Source organism: Glaciimonas sp. CA11.2, from assembly GCF_034314045.1.
In the GTDB taxonomy this organism is placed as follows: domain Bacteria; phylum Pseudomonadota; class Gammaproteobacteria; order Burkholderiales; family Burkholderiaceae_D; genus Glaciimonas.
The window spans coordinates 3,679,401-3,696,447 of record NZ_JAVIWL010000001.1 but is presented as its reverse complement, the minus strand read 5'-3'; the positions used below and the strand labels follow the sequence as shown (position 1 = coordinate 3,696,447).

The following is a 17,047-nucleotide window of genomic DNA, read 5'->3' as shown; positions in this document are numbered from 1 at the left end:
ATCATGGTTTCTAACTGGATTGATGTACACGCACATTTCACTCCGCCTATCACTGATGAGGAGCGACAGACGCGCTGGAAGGCTATGCGAGCGGAATGTTTCCTTGCCCCCGAGCCTTACCAGTGGAGCCCTATAAATGCCGCGTGAATAATGTACCGGATAGCGCACTTGAAACGGCCGTGAATGGCGCGTTAAAAGTGTACCAATCCCAGCCTGTAGTCTTATGCCCTTGATGGTGCATAAGAAAGGCGGAAAGGATGTTTCCCGTGGACATATACGTCAAAGTACGTCGCGCCGTGATGGTCGAGAACAAGAGTGAGCGTGCGGTTGCGCGCTACTTCGGTATCCATCGCAATACCGTCAGGAAGATGTGCCAGTTCGCGGCACCGCCGGGATATCGGCGAGCGCCGGCCCCGGTCTCTCCGACGCTGGCACCGTTCGCAGCCATCATCGACGCCATTCTCGAGGCCGATAAGCAAGTCCATGTGAAACAGCGCCATACGGCGGTACGTATCCGCGAACGATTACGTGACGAGCATGGTTACGACGGTAGCTACACCCTGGTGCGCGAGTACGTCAACGGTGTGGCCAGCCGGCAGAAGGAAGTGTTCATGCCACTGGCGCATCGCCCCGGCCATGCCCAGGTCGATTTCGGCGAAGCCGACGGGTACATCGGCGGCAAGAAGGTCCGCTTCCACTATTTCTGCCTGGACATGCCGCATTCGGATGCGTGTTTCGTCAAGGCGTATCCGACCGAAGACACGGAAGCCTTTCTGGACGGTCATCTTGCTGCCTTCGCGTTTCTCGGTGGCGTGCCGCAATCAATTCTGTACGACAACACCAGGATTGCAGTGGCCAAGATATTAGGCGATGGCCAGCGCCGACGGACCCATGCCTTTGCCGAATTGCAGAGTTATTACTTGTTTGATGATAAATTCGGACGTCCCGCCAAAGGTAACGACAAGGGTAAAGTGGAAGGACTGGTCGGCTACAGCCGACGCCACTTCATGGTGCCATTGCCGGTGGCAGATGACTTCGCTGCATTGAATAGCCAATTGCTGGACGGCTGCCTGAAACGTCAGCGTGCCGTGCTGCGTGGTCAATCTGACACCATCGGCCAGCGCCTCATCCATGACCGGGCGGCATTGATGCCGTTGCCGGTAACGCTCTATGACGCCAGTCACAAGCAAACCAGCCGGGTATCATCGCAATCGTTGGTCCGTTACCGCACCAACGACTATTCGGTACCGACGCAATACGGTCATCAGGCGGTGCTGGTCAAAGGCACCGTCGACTGGGTCGACATCTATCTGGTTGGCAATCCGGAGTGCATTGCGCACCATCGTCGCAGTTATGCCAAAGCGGACTTCGTGGTGAACCCGCTGCACTATCTGGCGTTGCTGGAGAGGAAGCCGCGTGCGCTTGACCAGGCTGCACCGCTGCAAGAGTGGGCATTACCAGCGGCCTTCGAGCGATTGCGACGCCTGCTGGAAGCGCGCATGGACAAGCGTGGGCGCAAGGAATATATCCAGGTCCTGCGGTTGCTGGAAACCTTCAGCATCGGGCAAGTCGAGCGTGCCATTGGCCAGGCCCATCATCTGGGCGTGCTCAGCTTTGATGCCATCAAACACCTAGTATTGTGCGCCATCGAACGACGACCACCCAAGCTGGATTTAACCCTGTATCCGTATTTGCCGAACGCCACGGTCGGCACGACCGATGCCGGCAGCTACCTCAGCTTGCTCAGCGGGAATGCGCTACTGACGCAACCTGTTACCGGAGACCTCGCATGAACGCCAACAGCGCGGCGCTGTCCGAGACCACCACGGTGGCACCGCAGGTACTGTTGGTCAACCACTTCAAAGCCCTGAAGCTGCCGACCTTTGCCCGGGAGTATGAGAAGGTCGGCGCCGACTGCGCGCGTGAAGGCGTAGATTACCCACGCTATTTATTACGGTTGTGCGAACTCGAACGTATCGACCGTGAACGCCGCACGATGGAGCGGCGCATCCGTCTGGCCAGGTTTCCGGTGACCAAGAGTCTGGATACCTTCGACTTCATGGCGATGCCAACCTTAAACAAATCCCTGGTGCTCGAACTGACACGCTGTGAGTGGATTGATAAGCGCGAGAACGTCATCGCGTTAGGACCTTCGGGTGTTGGCAAGACGCATACTGCGCTGGCACTAGGATTAGCTGCCTGTCAGAAAGGACACAGCGTTGCCTTTACGACGGCCGCCGCCCTGGTCCATGAACTGATGGAAGCGCGTGACGAGAAACGACTGCGTGCCTTGCAAAAGCAACTGACTAACGTGAAGTTACTGATTATCGATGAACTGGGCTATGTGCCGTTCACAGCGGTCGGTGCGGAATTGTTGTTTGAGGTCTTTAGCCGACGCTATGAGCACGGTGCCACGCTGGTGACCTCGAATTTACCGTTTGACGAGTGGACCAGCGTCCTCGGTTCGGAGCGGCTGACTGGCGCCTTGCTTGACCGGCTTACCCATCACGTCCACATCCTGGAAATGAACGGCGAATCGTATCGATTGGCCACCAGCAAGAAACGGCAACAGCGCAATGTCAAACCAAACAGCACTGCTGAAAAAGGAGGGGCCAACCCGTAAAAGCAACGTCTTGAGGGAACGGGCTACGCTGCGCTGCGCCCGCCACCCCAACTCTGCAGAGTATAGAAATGTGCATTGAAAAGAGAATAATTCAGGCCCTCAACGGCTCTATTTATTAACCCGGATTGGTACACTTTTAACGCGCCATTTGGTACATCTTTACTCCGGCATTGACAAGTGTCGCGGATGTTTACTCGTTTTTTTCATTTTGTCTCCTCTATGATTACTTTTATAAACTGCTTCGGCCTACCACTTGTTATCCAATTTTCGGAACTACGGCAAGATTGCCGCAATCAAACATCATCCTGCCGGGTCACTCGCCAAACGATGATCGCGGAACTGCGCGCGCAACGCCGTCTTTAATAGTTTTCCAGTCGCAGTATGGGGTAATGTCTCTACGAATACGACCTCATCCGGCAACCACCATTTCGCCACTTTATCGGAAAGAAATGACAGCATTTCCGACGAGGCTAACGCCATATTTGGCTTTCTAATGACAATAAGAAGCGGTCGCTCCTGCCATTTGCTATGACTAACACCGATCACAGCGGCTTCCTGAACTGCAGGGTGACTCAACGCCGCATTTTCAAGATCAATCGAAGAAATCCACTCCCCGCCCGACTTAATGACATCCTTTGACCGATCGGTAATCTGGATATAACCATCGCCATCAATCGTCGCGACGTCGCCGGTTGTTAGCCATCCATCTGCATCGAGTTGGGTGGTTTCTTCCGACTTGTAGTAATTAGCAATGACCCACGGGCCACGGACTTTCAGCTCACCAAACGCCTTGCCATCATGTGGCAGAGAATCGCCCTTTTCATCGACGATCTTGATACCCACGCCATAGATTGCCCGGCCCTGTTTATACTGCAAGTCGTAGCGCTTTTCTAGTGACAAATCGCGATGCTTCGCTAGCAAATTGCCAATCGATGCAAGTGGACTCGTTTCGGTCATGCCCCATGCTTGTATGAGGAAAGCACCAAATAGCGTGTCGAATTTTTCGATAATGGCGCGTGGTGCGGCCGAACCGCCGATCACTACGCGTGCAAGCCTAATCTCTTCAAGGTCTAGCGCTGCTCGCTGGCTTTCAACATAATCAAGGAAACTAAGCCAGACCGTGGGCACGCCTAGTGAGAAATTACATTTTTCATCACGTAATAAGCCGTAGATGCTAGCCCCATCAAGCGTTGGTCCTGGCAATACCAGTTTTGCACCACACATGGCTGCTGCGTAGGGAACTCCCCATGCATTGACATGGAATAAGGGCACTATCAACAAAACGGCATCACTTGCGGAGAGGCCCAGACCATCTTTTGCGCAGACGATAAACGAGTGTAAAACTGTCGAACGATGACTATACAAAACACCCTTCGGGCGACCGGTGGTTCCTGATGTGTAGCAAAGTGAGGATGCGGTATTTTCATCGAATTGCGGCCAATCGTAGCGATCAATCTGCGCCGCCAGCAAGTCTTCGTAACACAGTAGATTCTTGACGTCGATATCGGGCATGTTTTGGCGATCAGTCATCGCAATAAAGCCACGCACAGTGGGGCATTGGGGTGCAATTTTTTCAACGAGTGCGGCAAATGAAATATCAAAAAACAGATATTCATCCTCAGCATGATTGACGATATATTCGATCTGCTCCTGGAATAATCTGGGATTAACCGTATGTAGAACCGCGCCAATACCGGATACACCGAAATATAATTCCAGGTGGCGGTGGGTATTGCATGCGAGGGTTCCTACACGTGCGCCGTGCCCGACGCCCAACGCTTTCAAACAATTAGCAAGTTGCTTTGAGCGTCCATGAATGCCGCGCCAATTGGTACGGTGCTGCCCTCCTTCGGGCATATTGGAGACAATCTCTGTATCGCCGTGAAATGCTACTGCGTGTTCAATCAGGGAGGAGATTAAGAGTTCTTGCTGTTGCATTAGCCCGTGCATAGGGGACTCCGGTTGAAATTGTTGGTCGTCGTTTTTTATACTTTTGATGATTGGTTCAATGCGTGGCATTCACGAATACGGTTATGCTGTACGGCGGCAACGATGGTGTTGGTACAGTCTTATTTCATTTTTCCATTTGAATGGGAATTGGGCAATCTAACCTGTCGATTTCTGATGAATATCACATCCGTAATTGGGATCACAGTGTAGGTGTCAGGTATTTTTTAATGGTATTTTTTGTCTATTACAATTGAATGTTGATATTGGTTGATTGGTTGGTTGGTTGGTTGGTTGGTTGGTTGGTTGGTTGGTTGGTTGGTTGGTTGGTTGGTTGGTTGGTTGGTTGGTTGGTTGGTTGGTTGGTTGGTTGGTTGGTTGGTTGGTTGGTTGGTTGGTTGGTTGGTTGGTTGGTTGGTTGGTTGGTTGGTTGGTTGGTTGGTTGGTTGGTTGGTTGGTTGGTTGGTTGCTGAGGCGGTTGGTGCTCCTTGGATGCTGGTCTAAGGTGGCCCGACAGTTGGCAAATACGGTCTTCGTTACTTAACACGGTTAATGCTTCGTGGGTGCTGGTCGGGGGTAGCCCGACAGCTAGTTACTTTTTCTTGCTTCGCCAAGAAAAGAGTAACCAAAAAGAAGGCGACCGCAGAGACGCTGCCCTTCGGGTTCCCAAATTTTTCGGCCGTCAGTCGGGTTGAAAGACCAACTCGCCTTCGGCTCAAACATGTCTTCCAACAATTCCCGACTAACGGCCGAAAAACTTGGCAGCGCCAATGTCGGAGTAGGTCAAGTGCCACTTCAAAATCAACTGCAACGTCAAAGGTGGCTGCGCCTGTAACAGCAACCGCAACCGCAACCGCAACAGCAACAGCAACAGCAACAGCAACCGCAACCGCAACCGCAACCGCAACCGCAATAGCTTTGATGGTGGATGAGTTCAGTGGTCACTCACCCCATCTTTAACCGTTACATGTCAACAAGCCGTAGTAACAAAACCGTAATACCCAATCATCTTTATGAGGTTTCCATGCAATCGATTAAAACTTTGCAATCCAGACATTTGTTCACCATGTATTTAGAGGTGGCGTATGACCGTATTTATTCTATCGGCAACGTACCAACTGGTCGTCGTATCATTGCGCCAGTTGATGGCGGCCGATTTGAGGGAGATAGATTACGCGGCGAGGTGTTGCCGGACGGTGCCGACTGGGTGCGTTTTCGTAGCGATGGCGTCATGGAAATCGACGTACGGACGACATTGAAGACGAGTGATGATGCGCTGATTTTTCTGCGATATAGAGGGTTGGCGCATGCATCTCCAGAAAACATGCAACGCTTCATTCAGAGAGAAACGCAACCATATGAAAATGTCTACGCTCGCACTAGTCTGACCTTCGAAACCGAAGCGCCGCAATATGCATGGCTAAATAAAGTCATTGCCGTCGCCAACGGTACGCGAACGGACACGGGTCCAATGTATGAGGTATTTGAAATTACCTGATGTAGAAATACCGTAACTGGTATTAGCAGGCGTCTTAATTTCGTCGTAAAAAACAATTATCTCCCGCGATATACTGATGAAAGAATAATCTTCAGCATGTGCGGGAGAAACTTTATTCTAGCTATTTTTTGACGATTGATCTGTCTTGATAACTTAGCCGTGAAGCGCTGTGTAATAAGGTACTTATCTTCCGACGAACACAGGTGTTCTTTTTTCAGAGAAGGCGCGCATGGCTTCCTTAGCATCTTCGCTTCGACCTAATTCTGCGGTCATATTTTGTTCAAAGCGATAGCCATCGCGCAAGGTCATGTTCTCGATCGTCGCCGCCGAATTTTTTGCGGTACGGCTGGCAATCGGGCTCTTGGATGCGATGATCCGGGCCATGTCCATCGCTGCGGGCATTAACTGATCCAGTGGCACACAGGTCTCCACAATACCAAGTCGGTAAAGCTCCGCCGCCGGTACGCGATATCCGGTGAACATCATACGGCGCGATAGCGAGTGACCAAACAAACGCATGGCGTGCTTTCCACCACCCATTAATCCAACATCTACCTCGGGCAAGCCGAAACACGCATTCTCTGAACATAGCAAGATATCGCATGATGCCGCAATCCCTAACCCAGCGCCTAACGCGGGACCATTCACGGCAGCAATGACAGGTTTCTTGCACTCAAGGATTGAATAACTCATTTCGCGTGCGAGACGCGCACTGGTCCAACGATCACCTGGTTGTACGACAAGTGTGGCACGCGCCTTAATATCTGCGCCGGCGGAAAAAATCTTGCCCGCTCCAGTGAGCACTACAACACGGATATCGTCCAAATCGTTAATCATGTCAAAGGCCGTAATCATTTCTGTCATGAATGCCGGGGACACCGCATTGACCGGTGGCGCATCCATCGTAATAACGGCAATGTGATCGACAATCTCGGTTGTAATAAAAGTCATTGTGTTCTCCATGAGTAATTTTTTGCAGTGCGTTGCTGAATACGTGACATACGTATCAAACGTAAGCCAACGTCATAACGATCCGCCTCAGCCTTGCTGATGTAAGGTCTCGCGCTCTGCCATGCATCTCGTAGCAATTTTTCGTGCGGTCTGATAATCGCCTTTGCCAGCGTCGCTACGTGGCAAAATATCCAGGCTAAAAATGGCTTTGGGTAACTTGTAGCCAGCAAGGGACGACGAAAGCTGATGTGCCAGGGTTTTATCTAACTCGCCCCCGCTGCGCGATTTGACAAGCGCCACGATAACGCTGCCCCACTTTTCATCTGGCAACCCGACTACAAGTGCATCATCGATATCGGGCAATAATTTCAAAGCCTCCTCCACTTCTTCGACAAATACTTTTTCACCGCCGGTATTAATCACCAGGCTGCCGCGACCAATCAGTTGCATAAAGCCCTGCTCGTCACGGCGCGCCCAGTCACCCGGAGCCGCATATCGCGCGCCATTAATGTAACGAAATACTGAAGCAGTTTTTTCGGGATCGCCGAAATACCCCAATGGCAATGGTTCGCCACGCGCAATCATGCCTTCACCCGGCTGATCGGGCCCAAGAATACGGTCATCATCGGTAATCAACACGGTTCTTGCACCAGCGTGGAAACTGCCGGTGGTAATCGATTGTTGGACGGTGGTGATGGAAAATCCGAGACCTGAAGCTTCAGACGCGCCAAAATTATCTGCCAGCGCAAGTTGTGGCAAGTGACGCAACAATCCCCGCTTGATGTCATGACTCCAGATCAGCCCTGCTGAACTGATCACTTGCAGAGCGTCCAAGGCATATGGTTCAGATGCCTCATCAAGCGCGCGCAACATCGGTCTTGCGAATACGTCACCAACAATCAAGACCTTATTCACCTTCTCGCGCGCCGCAACCTGCCATAACTCAACAGGATTAAAAGACGGCGACGGCAACAACACAACCGTTCCACCCCAAAACAATTCAGCCAGCGACGCATTCAATCCTGTGCCGTGCATAATTGGACAAACAGGAATCAAGCGGCTCGGAGAAGTGATGGCCCGCAACATAGCGATATGTTCATCAAGATTGTTGGGGCGGCTTTTTAGTAGTGGCGACTCTAACTGACACTCTCGATATTTTGCGCCTGGCCAGATGACACCTTTCGGCATGCCGGTGGTTCCACCGGTATAGAGCAACAAAAAATCGTCGCCGGAGCGCTTGATGGATAACGGCGTCCCATTCCCTTGCGTTGCCATTTCTTCAAATGATAAACTGTCGGGTTGATCATCACTATCAATGCAGATCCATTGCTGGATATCAGGAAATTGACTCCGCAAGGCCACCATTTGCGGTTGAAATTCTTTTTGAAAAAAAACTGCACGCACACCCGCGTCCTTGAACACATAACCAATTTCTTCAGCGCGGTAGCGGTAGTTGATATTGACATGGGCCAGACGGGCTTTAAGACAAGCAGACAATCCCTCCAGGTAGCCGGGATGATTACGCGACACAAACGCTACACGGTCACCTGGATTCAGCCCGCCCGCTATCATTGCACGTGCGACCCGATTACTGCGTTGATCAAACTCGCGCCACGTAATAATACGATCGCCTTGCACCAGCGCCGCGCGCTCGCCATCTATATTGGCTGCGACAGCATCCAGAATGTCTCCTAAGTTCCAATCCATTCGTCAATCTCCTCTCTATTGTTTTAATATGCCTTTGTGACCTTTTACCTGGTTTATTTTTGGTCGCTGCAAGCAGTGCCTAATGAGGCGTAACGCTGTCGATGAAAATCGATATTACCGAAACTGAGCTCAAACATCACCAGTCGTTTCAAATAATGGCTGACGATATGTTCATCGCTGGTGCCAATCCCACCGTGCAGTTGTATTGCTTGCTGTCCAACGAAGAGTGCATTCTGTCCAACCCGCGTTTTAGCAGCAGAGATCGCCCGCGTGCGTACGTGTGAGGGACTAGATAAATTCTCGGTGGCGTAATAGGTCATTGAACGTGCTTCTTCACAGGCAATCACCATATCCACCATACGGTGTTGCAATACCTGAAATGATCCAATCGTGACCCCAAATTGCTGACGTGTTTTGAGATAGTCGAGCGTCACGCTGCAAGCTGCTTCCATGATGCCAAGTGCCTCAGCCAGACTCGCTGCGATGGCATGATCGACCGCCATTTCCAGTAGTGCAAGACCACCGCCAATGGTACCGATTACGGCGGTATCTGACACTGCAACATTATGTAATACCAGACTACTGACATGACGTTGATCTGGACTACGAAAATTCTTCCGGACTAAACCAAGTGCATTGGCCGATACTAAAAACAAGGTAATGCCATCGGGATCATCAACCGCACCCGAGGTACGGGCGGGTAAAATATACCAGTCCGCTGTACTGCCGTCGGGAACATGACTTTTCTCTCCTGACAGTTGATAGCGACCGGACTGAGCCTTGGCGGTCATCTCAACATATTCCAGGTTAAAGTGGCCCAGCGGTTCGCCTAAACCTAGCGCTATGCGACACTCTCCCATCATGATCGCGTTCAGTCGCTGTTCTTTGATCTCACTACAAGCATGTTGCAACAACGTGCTGCCGATGATGCAGGTACTGACGTAAGGCTCACGTGCCAGCCCTTTACCAAATTGTTCCATCAGTACCATGGTGTCAATGGCCGATCCCCCCAATCCTCCCAGGTCTTCTGGCACGCTGATCGCTAACCAGCCGAGCTCAGCCATTTTCTGCCAATTTTCTTTGATATATGCGCGCTTGTCGACGCAGGCTTTCTGCCAGTCTTCAAAACGGCCATGTTCCCGCACAAAACGGGCGGCGCTGTCCTGCAATAATTGCTGTTCGTGCGATAACGTAAAGTTCATGCATTTACTCCTACAAGCCAAGAGATCGACGGGCGATGATATTGCGCTGGATCTCGTTTGATCCGCCGTAAATTGTCGTCACGCGGCTGTATAAATAGCCCATCATCGGCCCTGACGACGCGTAAATATCTTCTGCGCCAACCGGATCGAGCGCTTCAAAACGCGCCGCACCGTAACCGAGCGTTTCAATCCATAGCTCGGTGATTTTTTGTAAAAGTTCAGACCAGCGAACCTTCATCATCGATCCACGTGGACCAGAATCAATCCCTGCAACAACGTCGGCCAGCGTGCGCAAGCCTAAATATTCCAATGCAATGACTTCAATCTCCAACTGCGCCAACTTTGTTTTAAAGTCGGCATTTTGTATTAGCGGGGTCTGTCCTTGCATCGCTGTACCAGCGCGCTCGCGCACGTATTCCAACTGTCTTGCAAGACGCGCACTCAAGGTCGCGGTTGCACCACGCTCCCGGTCGAGCAGGACTTTTCCATAACTCCAGCCTTTTCCCTCTTCGCCTAATAAATCCGCCACCGGCACTCTGACATCATCGAAAAACACCTCATTGACATGATGCTCTTCATCCAGCGTCAGAATAGGTCTGACTTTGATACCAGGCGTTTTCATGTCAATCAGAAGAAGAGAGATGCCTGCCTGCTTTTTGGCTGTGCTATCCGTCCGGACCAGACAAAACATCATGGTCGCGGCCTGCGCATAACTGGTCCAGAGTTTTTGTCCGTTAACGACGTATTCGGAGTCTTCCAGTATCGCTTTAGTCCGTATCGCGGCAAGGTCCGATCCCGCACCAGGTTCAGAATACCCCTGACACCACCAATCTTCACCCGACAAAATACGCGGCAAATAGCGTGCTTTCTGCTCTGTCGTCCCAAACGTAAAAATGATCGGCCCGATCAACTCAAGACCTTGATGAAATTGCGGAGGCGCATCGGCGCGTGCGGCTTCCTGCTCAAATATATGGAGTTGTGTCGGCGACCAACCAGTCCCACCCCACTCCTTTGGCCACGACGGCGCGCCCCAACCGTGACGGAAGAGAGTTTGTTGCCATTGTCGCCATTCCGGTATGCTTGGACGCATACCTGATCTGACGCGTGCTCGCATGGTATCTGGCACATTATTTAAACAGAACGCCCGCACTTCTGCACGGAACGCGCGATCTTCATCCAACTCTTCTCGATTCATGCATGCTCCCTGATGGTAATAACAGCTTAAGAATCCGTCTGCATGCGCGATGCAGGGCGGATCCTGCTGAACGCATCTGCGTACGACTGCCCTCTACAGATTTTTTAATAGAAGATAATTCGTCACAATCGCGCTTTTTTTAGATTACCTGTCGACAGGTTAGCAATCAATCGAGCGCTTGATTATCGCGGATGTGATTTAACCTGGCCCCGCAAGATCACCGCGTACCCAGTCGTATATTGCAGGTGCGACGGTACTTTTGCGGTCCGGCCTGGACTCACTTGCATAAAGCGCTTAGAACTGCTGATGCACTTTAAAAAGTGCGTATCCGCACCGCGCTGAGATGCCAACAGATCTCCCTATTCAATTTCCACCCAGGAGGTGTTTTTATGACTTCACAAATTGATTTACATGCATTACAGGGATTACAAGGATTACAAGGATTACTGGATCGTGAAGCCATCCGGGAATGTCTCTTTCGCTATTGTCGTGGAATTGATCGGGTGGACGAGGAGGCCTTGCGCTCGGCTTATTGGCATGATGCGACAGATCGTCACGGCCCCTATCAGGGAAGTGCAAACGGGTTTATTGATTGGGCGCTCGAGAAGTTGAAGGGCGGTGGTCGAATGGTGCACATGCTGGGCAATATTTCTATCCAATTACACGACGATGTAGCGGCAGTAGAAAGCTATTTTCAGGCGCTGCAAGAAGACAGAAATGCCGAGGGTCAAAAGCGTGAAATGCTTTTATGCGGTCGCTATGCAGACCGATTTGAAAAGCGCGATGGCAATTGGCGGATTGCAGCACGCACCGTTATTTATGATTGGATCAATCAGGCAGTCGTTCCCGAGCTGACTGAAGCGCAACGCTTTGGTGAAACCAGACAGCCACGCGGAGGAAGCAAGCCCGACGATCCCTACTATGCGCTGCTGGCAGATGCGCCGTTCAATTCGCTTTAATTATTACTAGATTTTTTCGGTCACTATCTAGTATTGCACTTAGGTCGATGGTGTTGATTCGTTTTTTTTTGATTTTTGATCGGTGTCGTTAACACGCTTATCGACGCAGCAAGATTAGCGGATTCCTGGCGACACTCTCATAACCACGCACGTCTCGTGCGACTTCTTTGTTCCACAATGACAAAAAGAGGCCTCGCTAGGCGCGGCCTCTTCGCATTTATTTACAAGCGACATTCTTAAATCGAAATGAATACAGTTTTAAAGTAATGTCAATTTCGAGACAAACTTACTGTTCAGCGCTCGTCGTCTTCTTATCAAACTCAAGAATCGGATAAGTCGTATAGCTTTGATCCATCAATCCTTGCGCACGTGCCGTTGCCAACTCAGCAATGACTTGCGCACGGGTTTTAGTTGAAGAAGAATGATCATTTGCTGGATATGGTGCCTCAGCAAAAGCGCTCCCAGCAGCGGCAGCAAAAATAATCAAACCAGCGATCAATGGTTTGGCGTTCATGTTATTTCTCCATAAAGTTATGGGTATCACAAAATTCGGTGAAAGCAGATAAGTACACCGTTCGGGTCCTAAATCAATGAACGAGCGTCATTATCGCTTCCATACACTGCACACCAAAATGCGATGCCCTTGTGTGATTCGTCCACCAACAGTAGTAAGTGTAAAGCCTCTCCGATCAACAATAAATAGCGTATTTTATAATTAACTATTCCATTATTAGAAATAATAAAAAATAGCAATCGTGTTGATTCCAAGCACACTAGACAATCGAGTAATCCATTTTCTGATTGACATCATTTAATACTATTTTCCCCCGAGCACTCCGCTTGAATACTGTCCGCGATCAGTTATGTTAAACAAATGCGCTGGCAAGACCCTCGTGCCACGTCCGACGAAAGCCTTGCACTACAGACGGCGCAGCTTCAGTGATGTCGAATGTTAACTCGCTCTGAAGATATGAACTGAACCAAATTGATAGTGACTATCAGCCGATCTAGATTGGCACCAGGACGGACACTCACAAAGGAGATTAATATGCATGCGGTAATAAGAACCTTTTCGGGACCCGGCGCAAAACAGCTTTTCGATGGTTTAGAAGAACACAAAGCTGACGTCGAAGCCAGCTTAAGGAAAGTGTCTGGTCTCGTGAGCTACACACTTCTACGCCATGGTGATGGCGGAGCGGCAGGACTGTTTGCAAGGATAAGACCGGTGCCGAAGAGAGCTTGAAAGTTGCGCGCGACTGGATTCAGAAAAATGCTTCGAATAGCCACGCGAAACCGCCGATCGTGGGAGAAGGCCCGGTCATCGTTCACATCCAATAGCGCGATTCCGCCTGAGATCACGCCAATATCACTGCCACAGTACTTTTCGGGTCCCGGGCACTGGATGATTAGGTTTCAGCAGATCTGAAATGTAGGACGCTCATTTCGTACGACTATGATCTTCCGCTAAACGTAAGAGTCGATGGAGAAAATATGGGGAGTTGGACCCTGTAAGTTAGGTATTTTTACTAGTATTCAACAGATTCAGATACAAAGCAAAAACGCCGCAAAACCAAGCTGGGCTTAGGTTTGCGGCGTTATATGCTGATCTACTGCTAGTGTCTTGGTGCCCGAGACCGGAATTGAACCGGTACGACGATTAAGTCGAGGGATTTTCTTACCACTTCGGCTTTAGCCGCCAGCGCAAGCGCTGTTCGTGGTCTGGAGCACGCCTTCACCATGGTCTTGCGACTTTAGGTGCTCGCCGTCTGCTCTCTACACCTTCCCTCAAACTTTCGTCGGAGGGCTTGGCTCGGTATTAGCTCGGACTTCCGTCCAGGGCCTTCGCCGAGTTTGACGAGTTTCACCTCAAGAATTTCTTCAAGAGGGCTCAAATTAGTTTAAGTCCCTTGTGTCTACCAATTTCACCACTCGGGCATTGTTAGGACCCGTTTTCTGGATCCTTTCGATGCTTTGCTTTTTTACGTTTCAGCTTAACGTTTGAGCGTGAGTAACGCTTTTTATGCCTAGCGCTTGACTCGCTTCTTAAACAACTGCATTTGATGCGGCTGCTTAACCAGTTTCAGAAAAACACGAAGTCCGCATTCTACCTAACGTTACAGCGATGAGTCAAATTTTCAGAAAACCAAGCCTTTCATCTTCTGATAATGGCAGTTTGCAATTTCATGCAAGCTTGCCTCTAAAAGAGAATCAAAAATGTTAATACATACCCACTCAAGACAGGGCCGAATTCTATCAGGTTCTGGCGATAACGACCATCATGTTGTTACGGAATTCTTATGAATTAGTGGATTGAGCGTAAAGCCAAGGTCAAATTCATCAAAAATGTTTAAAACGTGCTGCATTAAAAACATTTAGGCAAAAAAAAACCCACCAAAATAATTTAGTGGGTTAAATCCAAACCTATGAGGTGTTGGAGGAGACAGATGCACTATATCGCAGTGCAACAAAAATCGTCTGCTTTATTGTGGTGATATCTCATATTCATGTTGCATATAACAAACTTTAATTTGTACTATCATTCACAAGTAGAAGCCTGCAATTCGTCGGCTTCTGAAGTAGAACCAACGCCAGAATCACAACCGTGCATTGTCGTTAGCCGCTTTTACATGAACAGGTTTCCCAATAAGCGACGCCAAAAATCAGCGCTTATCGGCATCCTTTGCAAACGACTACTCCAAGCCAGTGTTCCAAGCATCGGCCCGGCTTGAGCATTGGCGTTCATACCCGTTATTCTCAACGCCACTGGCATTACCTTCACATGAAAGCAAATTCAATGATTGCACTAATGAGCTCACTAAAAAATGATGCGTTCACTTAGGTGCATTGGCAATATCTTGGGCTTTGATACTCCCCAATGGTAGTGAGGTACCGGCTTCATTCGCCACTGCTCGCGCGACAGAGTCATCTAGCGACCCTGCTGGTGCCTCGCCCACATTAATCACTTTGCTTTGGTGAAGGAATGTATAGATGCTATTCAACTGTTTGTGTACGCGCTCGTCGAACACAAATGGTTTTTCATCTCTGATAGGGCTACCTCCGGCTGTAACAGGAATCGCGCCATAAATTGAAAACCACGCCATCCGTAACGTAATACCCGTCGTTTGCCCTTTGACTATTTCAGCTACCTTTAACTGGTTTTTCGGGTCCAGAATGAAGCGTTGCGCCTCCATTTCCATTTTGACCCAGGCCTTCACGACATCAGGTCGCTGCGTCATGAAATCGTCTCGCATGGCGATATATCCTGAATCAGGAATATCAAACGGATAGCCGGTGATAGCGTATTTTGCGATGCCCTCCCCCACCAGATTACCAATTCTTGAGGCAGTTGGCTCCCACAGTGCAACCGCATCAAGCTTCTTGGCGCGCAGATTGGTACTCAATACCTCAAGCGATTGATTCATTATTGCGTCAGGCTTGATGTGGGTCCTGTCGATCACATTACCCAAAAAACGGTCGGCGCAACTACCCTTTGGGGTGGCAATCGTCTTGCCATCTAACCATTTGATCGCGTCTTGCGATGTCTTGAAATCCGGTGCGTCGGCACGTACCATAATGACGTTGCATCGCTGGCCAGCGGAAAAACCGGTATTGACGACGAGCTTGACCTTCGCTTGTTCAGTTTTGGTAGTCACCAACACCGCTGGCACATCGCCCAAATAGCCAATCTGCTGTTTACCAGCCAACATTTGGTTGACGATAATTGAGCCTTGAAGTCCTGCCTGAAATTCGACCTCACTTCCGGCTGGCAGGAATTTTTTCCACAGCGCTAAGCCTCGGATGACAGCGGCGGAGTAAGAAACAGTGTCATACGGTTGATAGCCCACAACCAGATGCACTGGCTGACCTACCTTGCCGTACCCCTGATCACCGGCGCGCGCGAAGTGTTCGCCCTGCAATAACAAGAGTGACGCCAATAGCGTTTTTTGAGCTGCTCGTGCCCACCATTTTTTTGTGTAAGTCATGACAGTCTCTTTCTAGGATACGATCTTGGAACAACAGGATTAATCAGATTAATGTGGGTTTTTCGTCGTTTTTATATTAGCTCCGCGCACGTCAACGCGACTTTCACTGGCGATACCTTAAGTACAGCTTTTTCCCCTGTTCAAAACAGATAGTTTAATCAACGCTATTCCGCCCTGATCTGGATTGGTAAATGTCCGAATCGTTGCTTTATAAGTCGATAAAAAGTATCTCCCATCAGCATATTTCGTGCCAGACCACACAAATTGCCGTCCAATACATTGGCCGCAGCGCTGATTGCCGAAAGTATTGTGGACACTGGGCGCACCATTTTTCTACCGCGATAGATAGAGAGAATAGGAAGAATAGGGCGAATTTTTTCTTCGATTTGTTTCATTTCGATACCGCCCCCCGTTTCATTTCGAAACACCGAAACTGTCGCACGCCGCGATTAGATGATCTCCGAACGCGTGATAGCCAATATGCGCTTTGCGGTTGACGCGGGGGATTGTGCTAACGCTACACATGATGATCTCTTGCTTAACCCGCCGTTCATTAAGCGCTCAAACTTCGCGTATCCCTTTGCAATTCAAACATTTCAAATTCAGGAAGGGTCGTCTAACAAATATATGGCAAAGCATCGATCTTTTTAGAATACGTTTTAACTGGATGCAAAAATATCAATATGGTAGGCTGGTACTACACATAAAATAGCCTTTTAGGCAAGATTGATGAGTGAGTCGAATTGCGCGGTGCTGCCGAGCAATTTAACAAAGTCCGACGTGAATCATTTCTATGATGCTCGGCTTGGTCGCGCAATCGGCAATACGAGGTCCCGGCGGCTTTCATCATTCCTTCCCAGTTCGCCACAAGAGCGAGCATAGTGACGGACAGCAAGGCAGTACGCCTCGTTGTAATACAACAGAATTATAAAAGGGGGACAAATTGACATCTTTAAATCGACAGCGATGGTGGCATTGCAAG

General features: G+C 49.8%; 13 protein-coding genes. 5 read left to right on the top strand and 8 right to left on the bottom strand.

Annotated elements, in window-relative coordinates; all coding sequences use genetic code 11:
• Positions 1-257 precede the first annotated feature (257 nt).
• A complete protein-coding gene (gene istA / locus RGU75_RS15990; protein ID WP_322232686.1) occupies positions 258-1,793 on the top strand; it encodes an IS21 family transposase in 1,536 nt (511 codons plus the stop codon).
• Positions 1,790-2,623, top strand: coding sequence for an IS21-like element helper ATPase IstB (istB, locus tag RGU75_RS15985; protein WP_322232684.1), 834 nt, complete (start codon positions 1,790-1,792; stop codon positions 2,621-2,623). The genes istA and istB overlap by 4 nt, the downstream gene beginning before the upstream one ends.
• A gap of 300 nt (positions 2,624-2,923) precedes the next feature.
• On the opposite strand, the gene RGU75_RS15980 is transcribed toward istB, so the two are convergent.
• Positions 2,924-4,573, bottom strand: a complete 1,650-nt coding sequence (locus tag RGU75_RS15980; protein ID WP_322237619.1) for a long-chain-fatty-acid--CoA ligase — start codon at positions 4,571-4,573, stop codon at positions 2,924-2,926.
• A gap of 267 nt (positions 4,574-4,840) precedes the next feature.
• On the opposite strand from RGU75_RS15980, the gene RGU75_RS15975 reads away from it, so the two are divergent.
• Both RGU75_RS15975 and RGU75_RS15970 read left to right on the top strand, forming a co-directional pair.
• Entirely contained in the window at positions 4,841-5,074 is a 234-nt protein-coding gene (locus tag RGU75_RS15975; RefSeq protein ID WP_322237616.1) for a hypothetical protein, read from the top strand.
• 520 nt (positions 5,075-5,594) lie between these two features.
• Complete coding sequence (locus RGU75_RS15970) at positions 5,595-6,068, top strand: DUF3237 domain-containing protein (protein ID WP_322237613.1); 474 nt, start codon at positions 5,595-5,597, stop codon at positions 6,066-6,068.
• Positions 6,069-6,251: 183 nt separating this feature from the next.
• Here RGU75_RS15970 and RGU75_RS15965 read toward each other — a convergent pair whose 3' ends face one another.
• The 4 genes from RGU75_RS15965 to RGU75_RS15950 form a co-directional block, all read right to left on the bottom strand.
• Positions 6,252-7,019, bottom strand: coding sequence for an enoyl-CoA hydratase/isomerase family protein (locus RGU75_RS15965; RefSeq protein ID WP_322237610.1), 768 nt, complete (start codon positions 7,017-7,019; stop codon positions 6,252-6,254).
• Positions 7,020-7,106: 87 nt separating this feature from the next.
• Positions 7,107-8,726 (bottom strand): AMP-binding protein, encoded by a 1,620-nt coding sequence (locus tag RGU75_RS15960; RefSeq protein ID WP_322237607.1) that lies wholly within the window; start codon positions 8,724-8,726, stop codon positions 7,107-7,109.
• 53 nt (positions 8,727-8,779) lie between these two features.
• Positions 8,780-9,928 (bottom strand): acyl-CoA dehydrogenase, encoded by a 1,149-nt coding sequence (locus tag RGU75_RS15955; protein WP_322237605.1) that lies wholly within the window; start codon positions 9,926-9,928, stop codon positions 8,780-8,782.
• 10 nt (positions 9,929-9,938) lie between these two features.
• Positions 9,939-11,123 (bottom strand): acyl-CoA dehydrogenase family protein, encoded by a 1,185-nt coding sequence (locus RGU75_RS15950; RefSeq protein ID WP_322237602.1) that lies wholly within the window; start codon positions 11,121-11,123, stop codon positions 9,939-9,941.
• 389 nt (positions 11,124-11,512) lie between these two features.
• On the opposite strand from RGU75_RS15950, the gene RGU75_RS15945 reads away from it, so the two are divergent.
• Positions 11,513-12,082 (top strand): nuclear transport factor 2 family protein, encoded by a 570-nt coding sequence (locus RGU75_RS15945; protein ID WP_322237600.1) that lies wholly within the window; start codon positions 11,513-11,515, stop codon positions 12,080-12,082.
• Between the two features lie 286 nt (positions 12,083-12,368).
• On the opposite strand, the gene RGU75_RS15940 is transcribed toward RGU75_RS15945, so the two are convergent.
• From RGU75_RS15940 to RGU75_RS15930, 3 genes are all read right to left on the bottom strand, one after another.
• On the bottom strand, positions 12,369-12,596 hold the full coding sequence (locus tag RGU75_RS15940; RefSeq protein WP_322237597.1) for a DUF4148 domain-containing protein: 228 nt from the start codon (positions 12,594-12,596) through the stop codon (positions 12,369-12,371).
• A 2,317-nt stretch (positions 12,597-14,913) separates the two neighbouring features.
• On the bottom strand, positions 14,914-16,065 hold the full coding sequence (locus RGU75_RS15935; protein WP_322237595.1) for an ABC transporter substrate-binding protein: 1,152 nt from the start codon (positions 16,063-16,065) through the stop codon (positions 14,914-14,916).
• A gap of 164 nt (positions 16,066-16,229) precedes the next feature.
• Complete coding sequence (locus RGU75_RS15930; protein ID WP_322237593.1) at positions 16,230-16,460, bottom strand: hypothetical protein; 231 nt, start codon at positions 16,458-16,460, stop codon at positions 16,230-16,232.
• Positions 16,461-17,047: the final 587 nt, after the last annotated feature.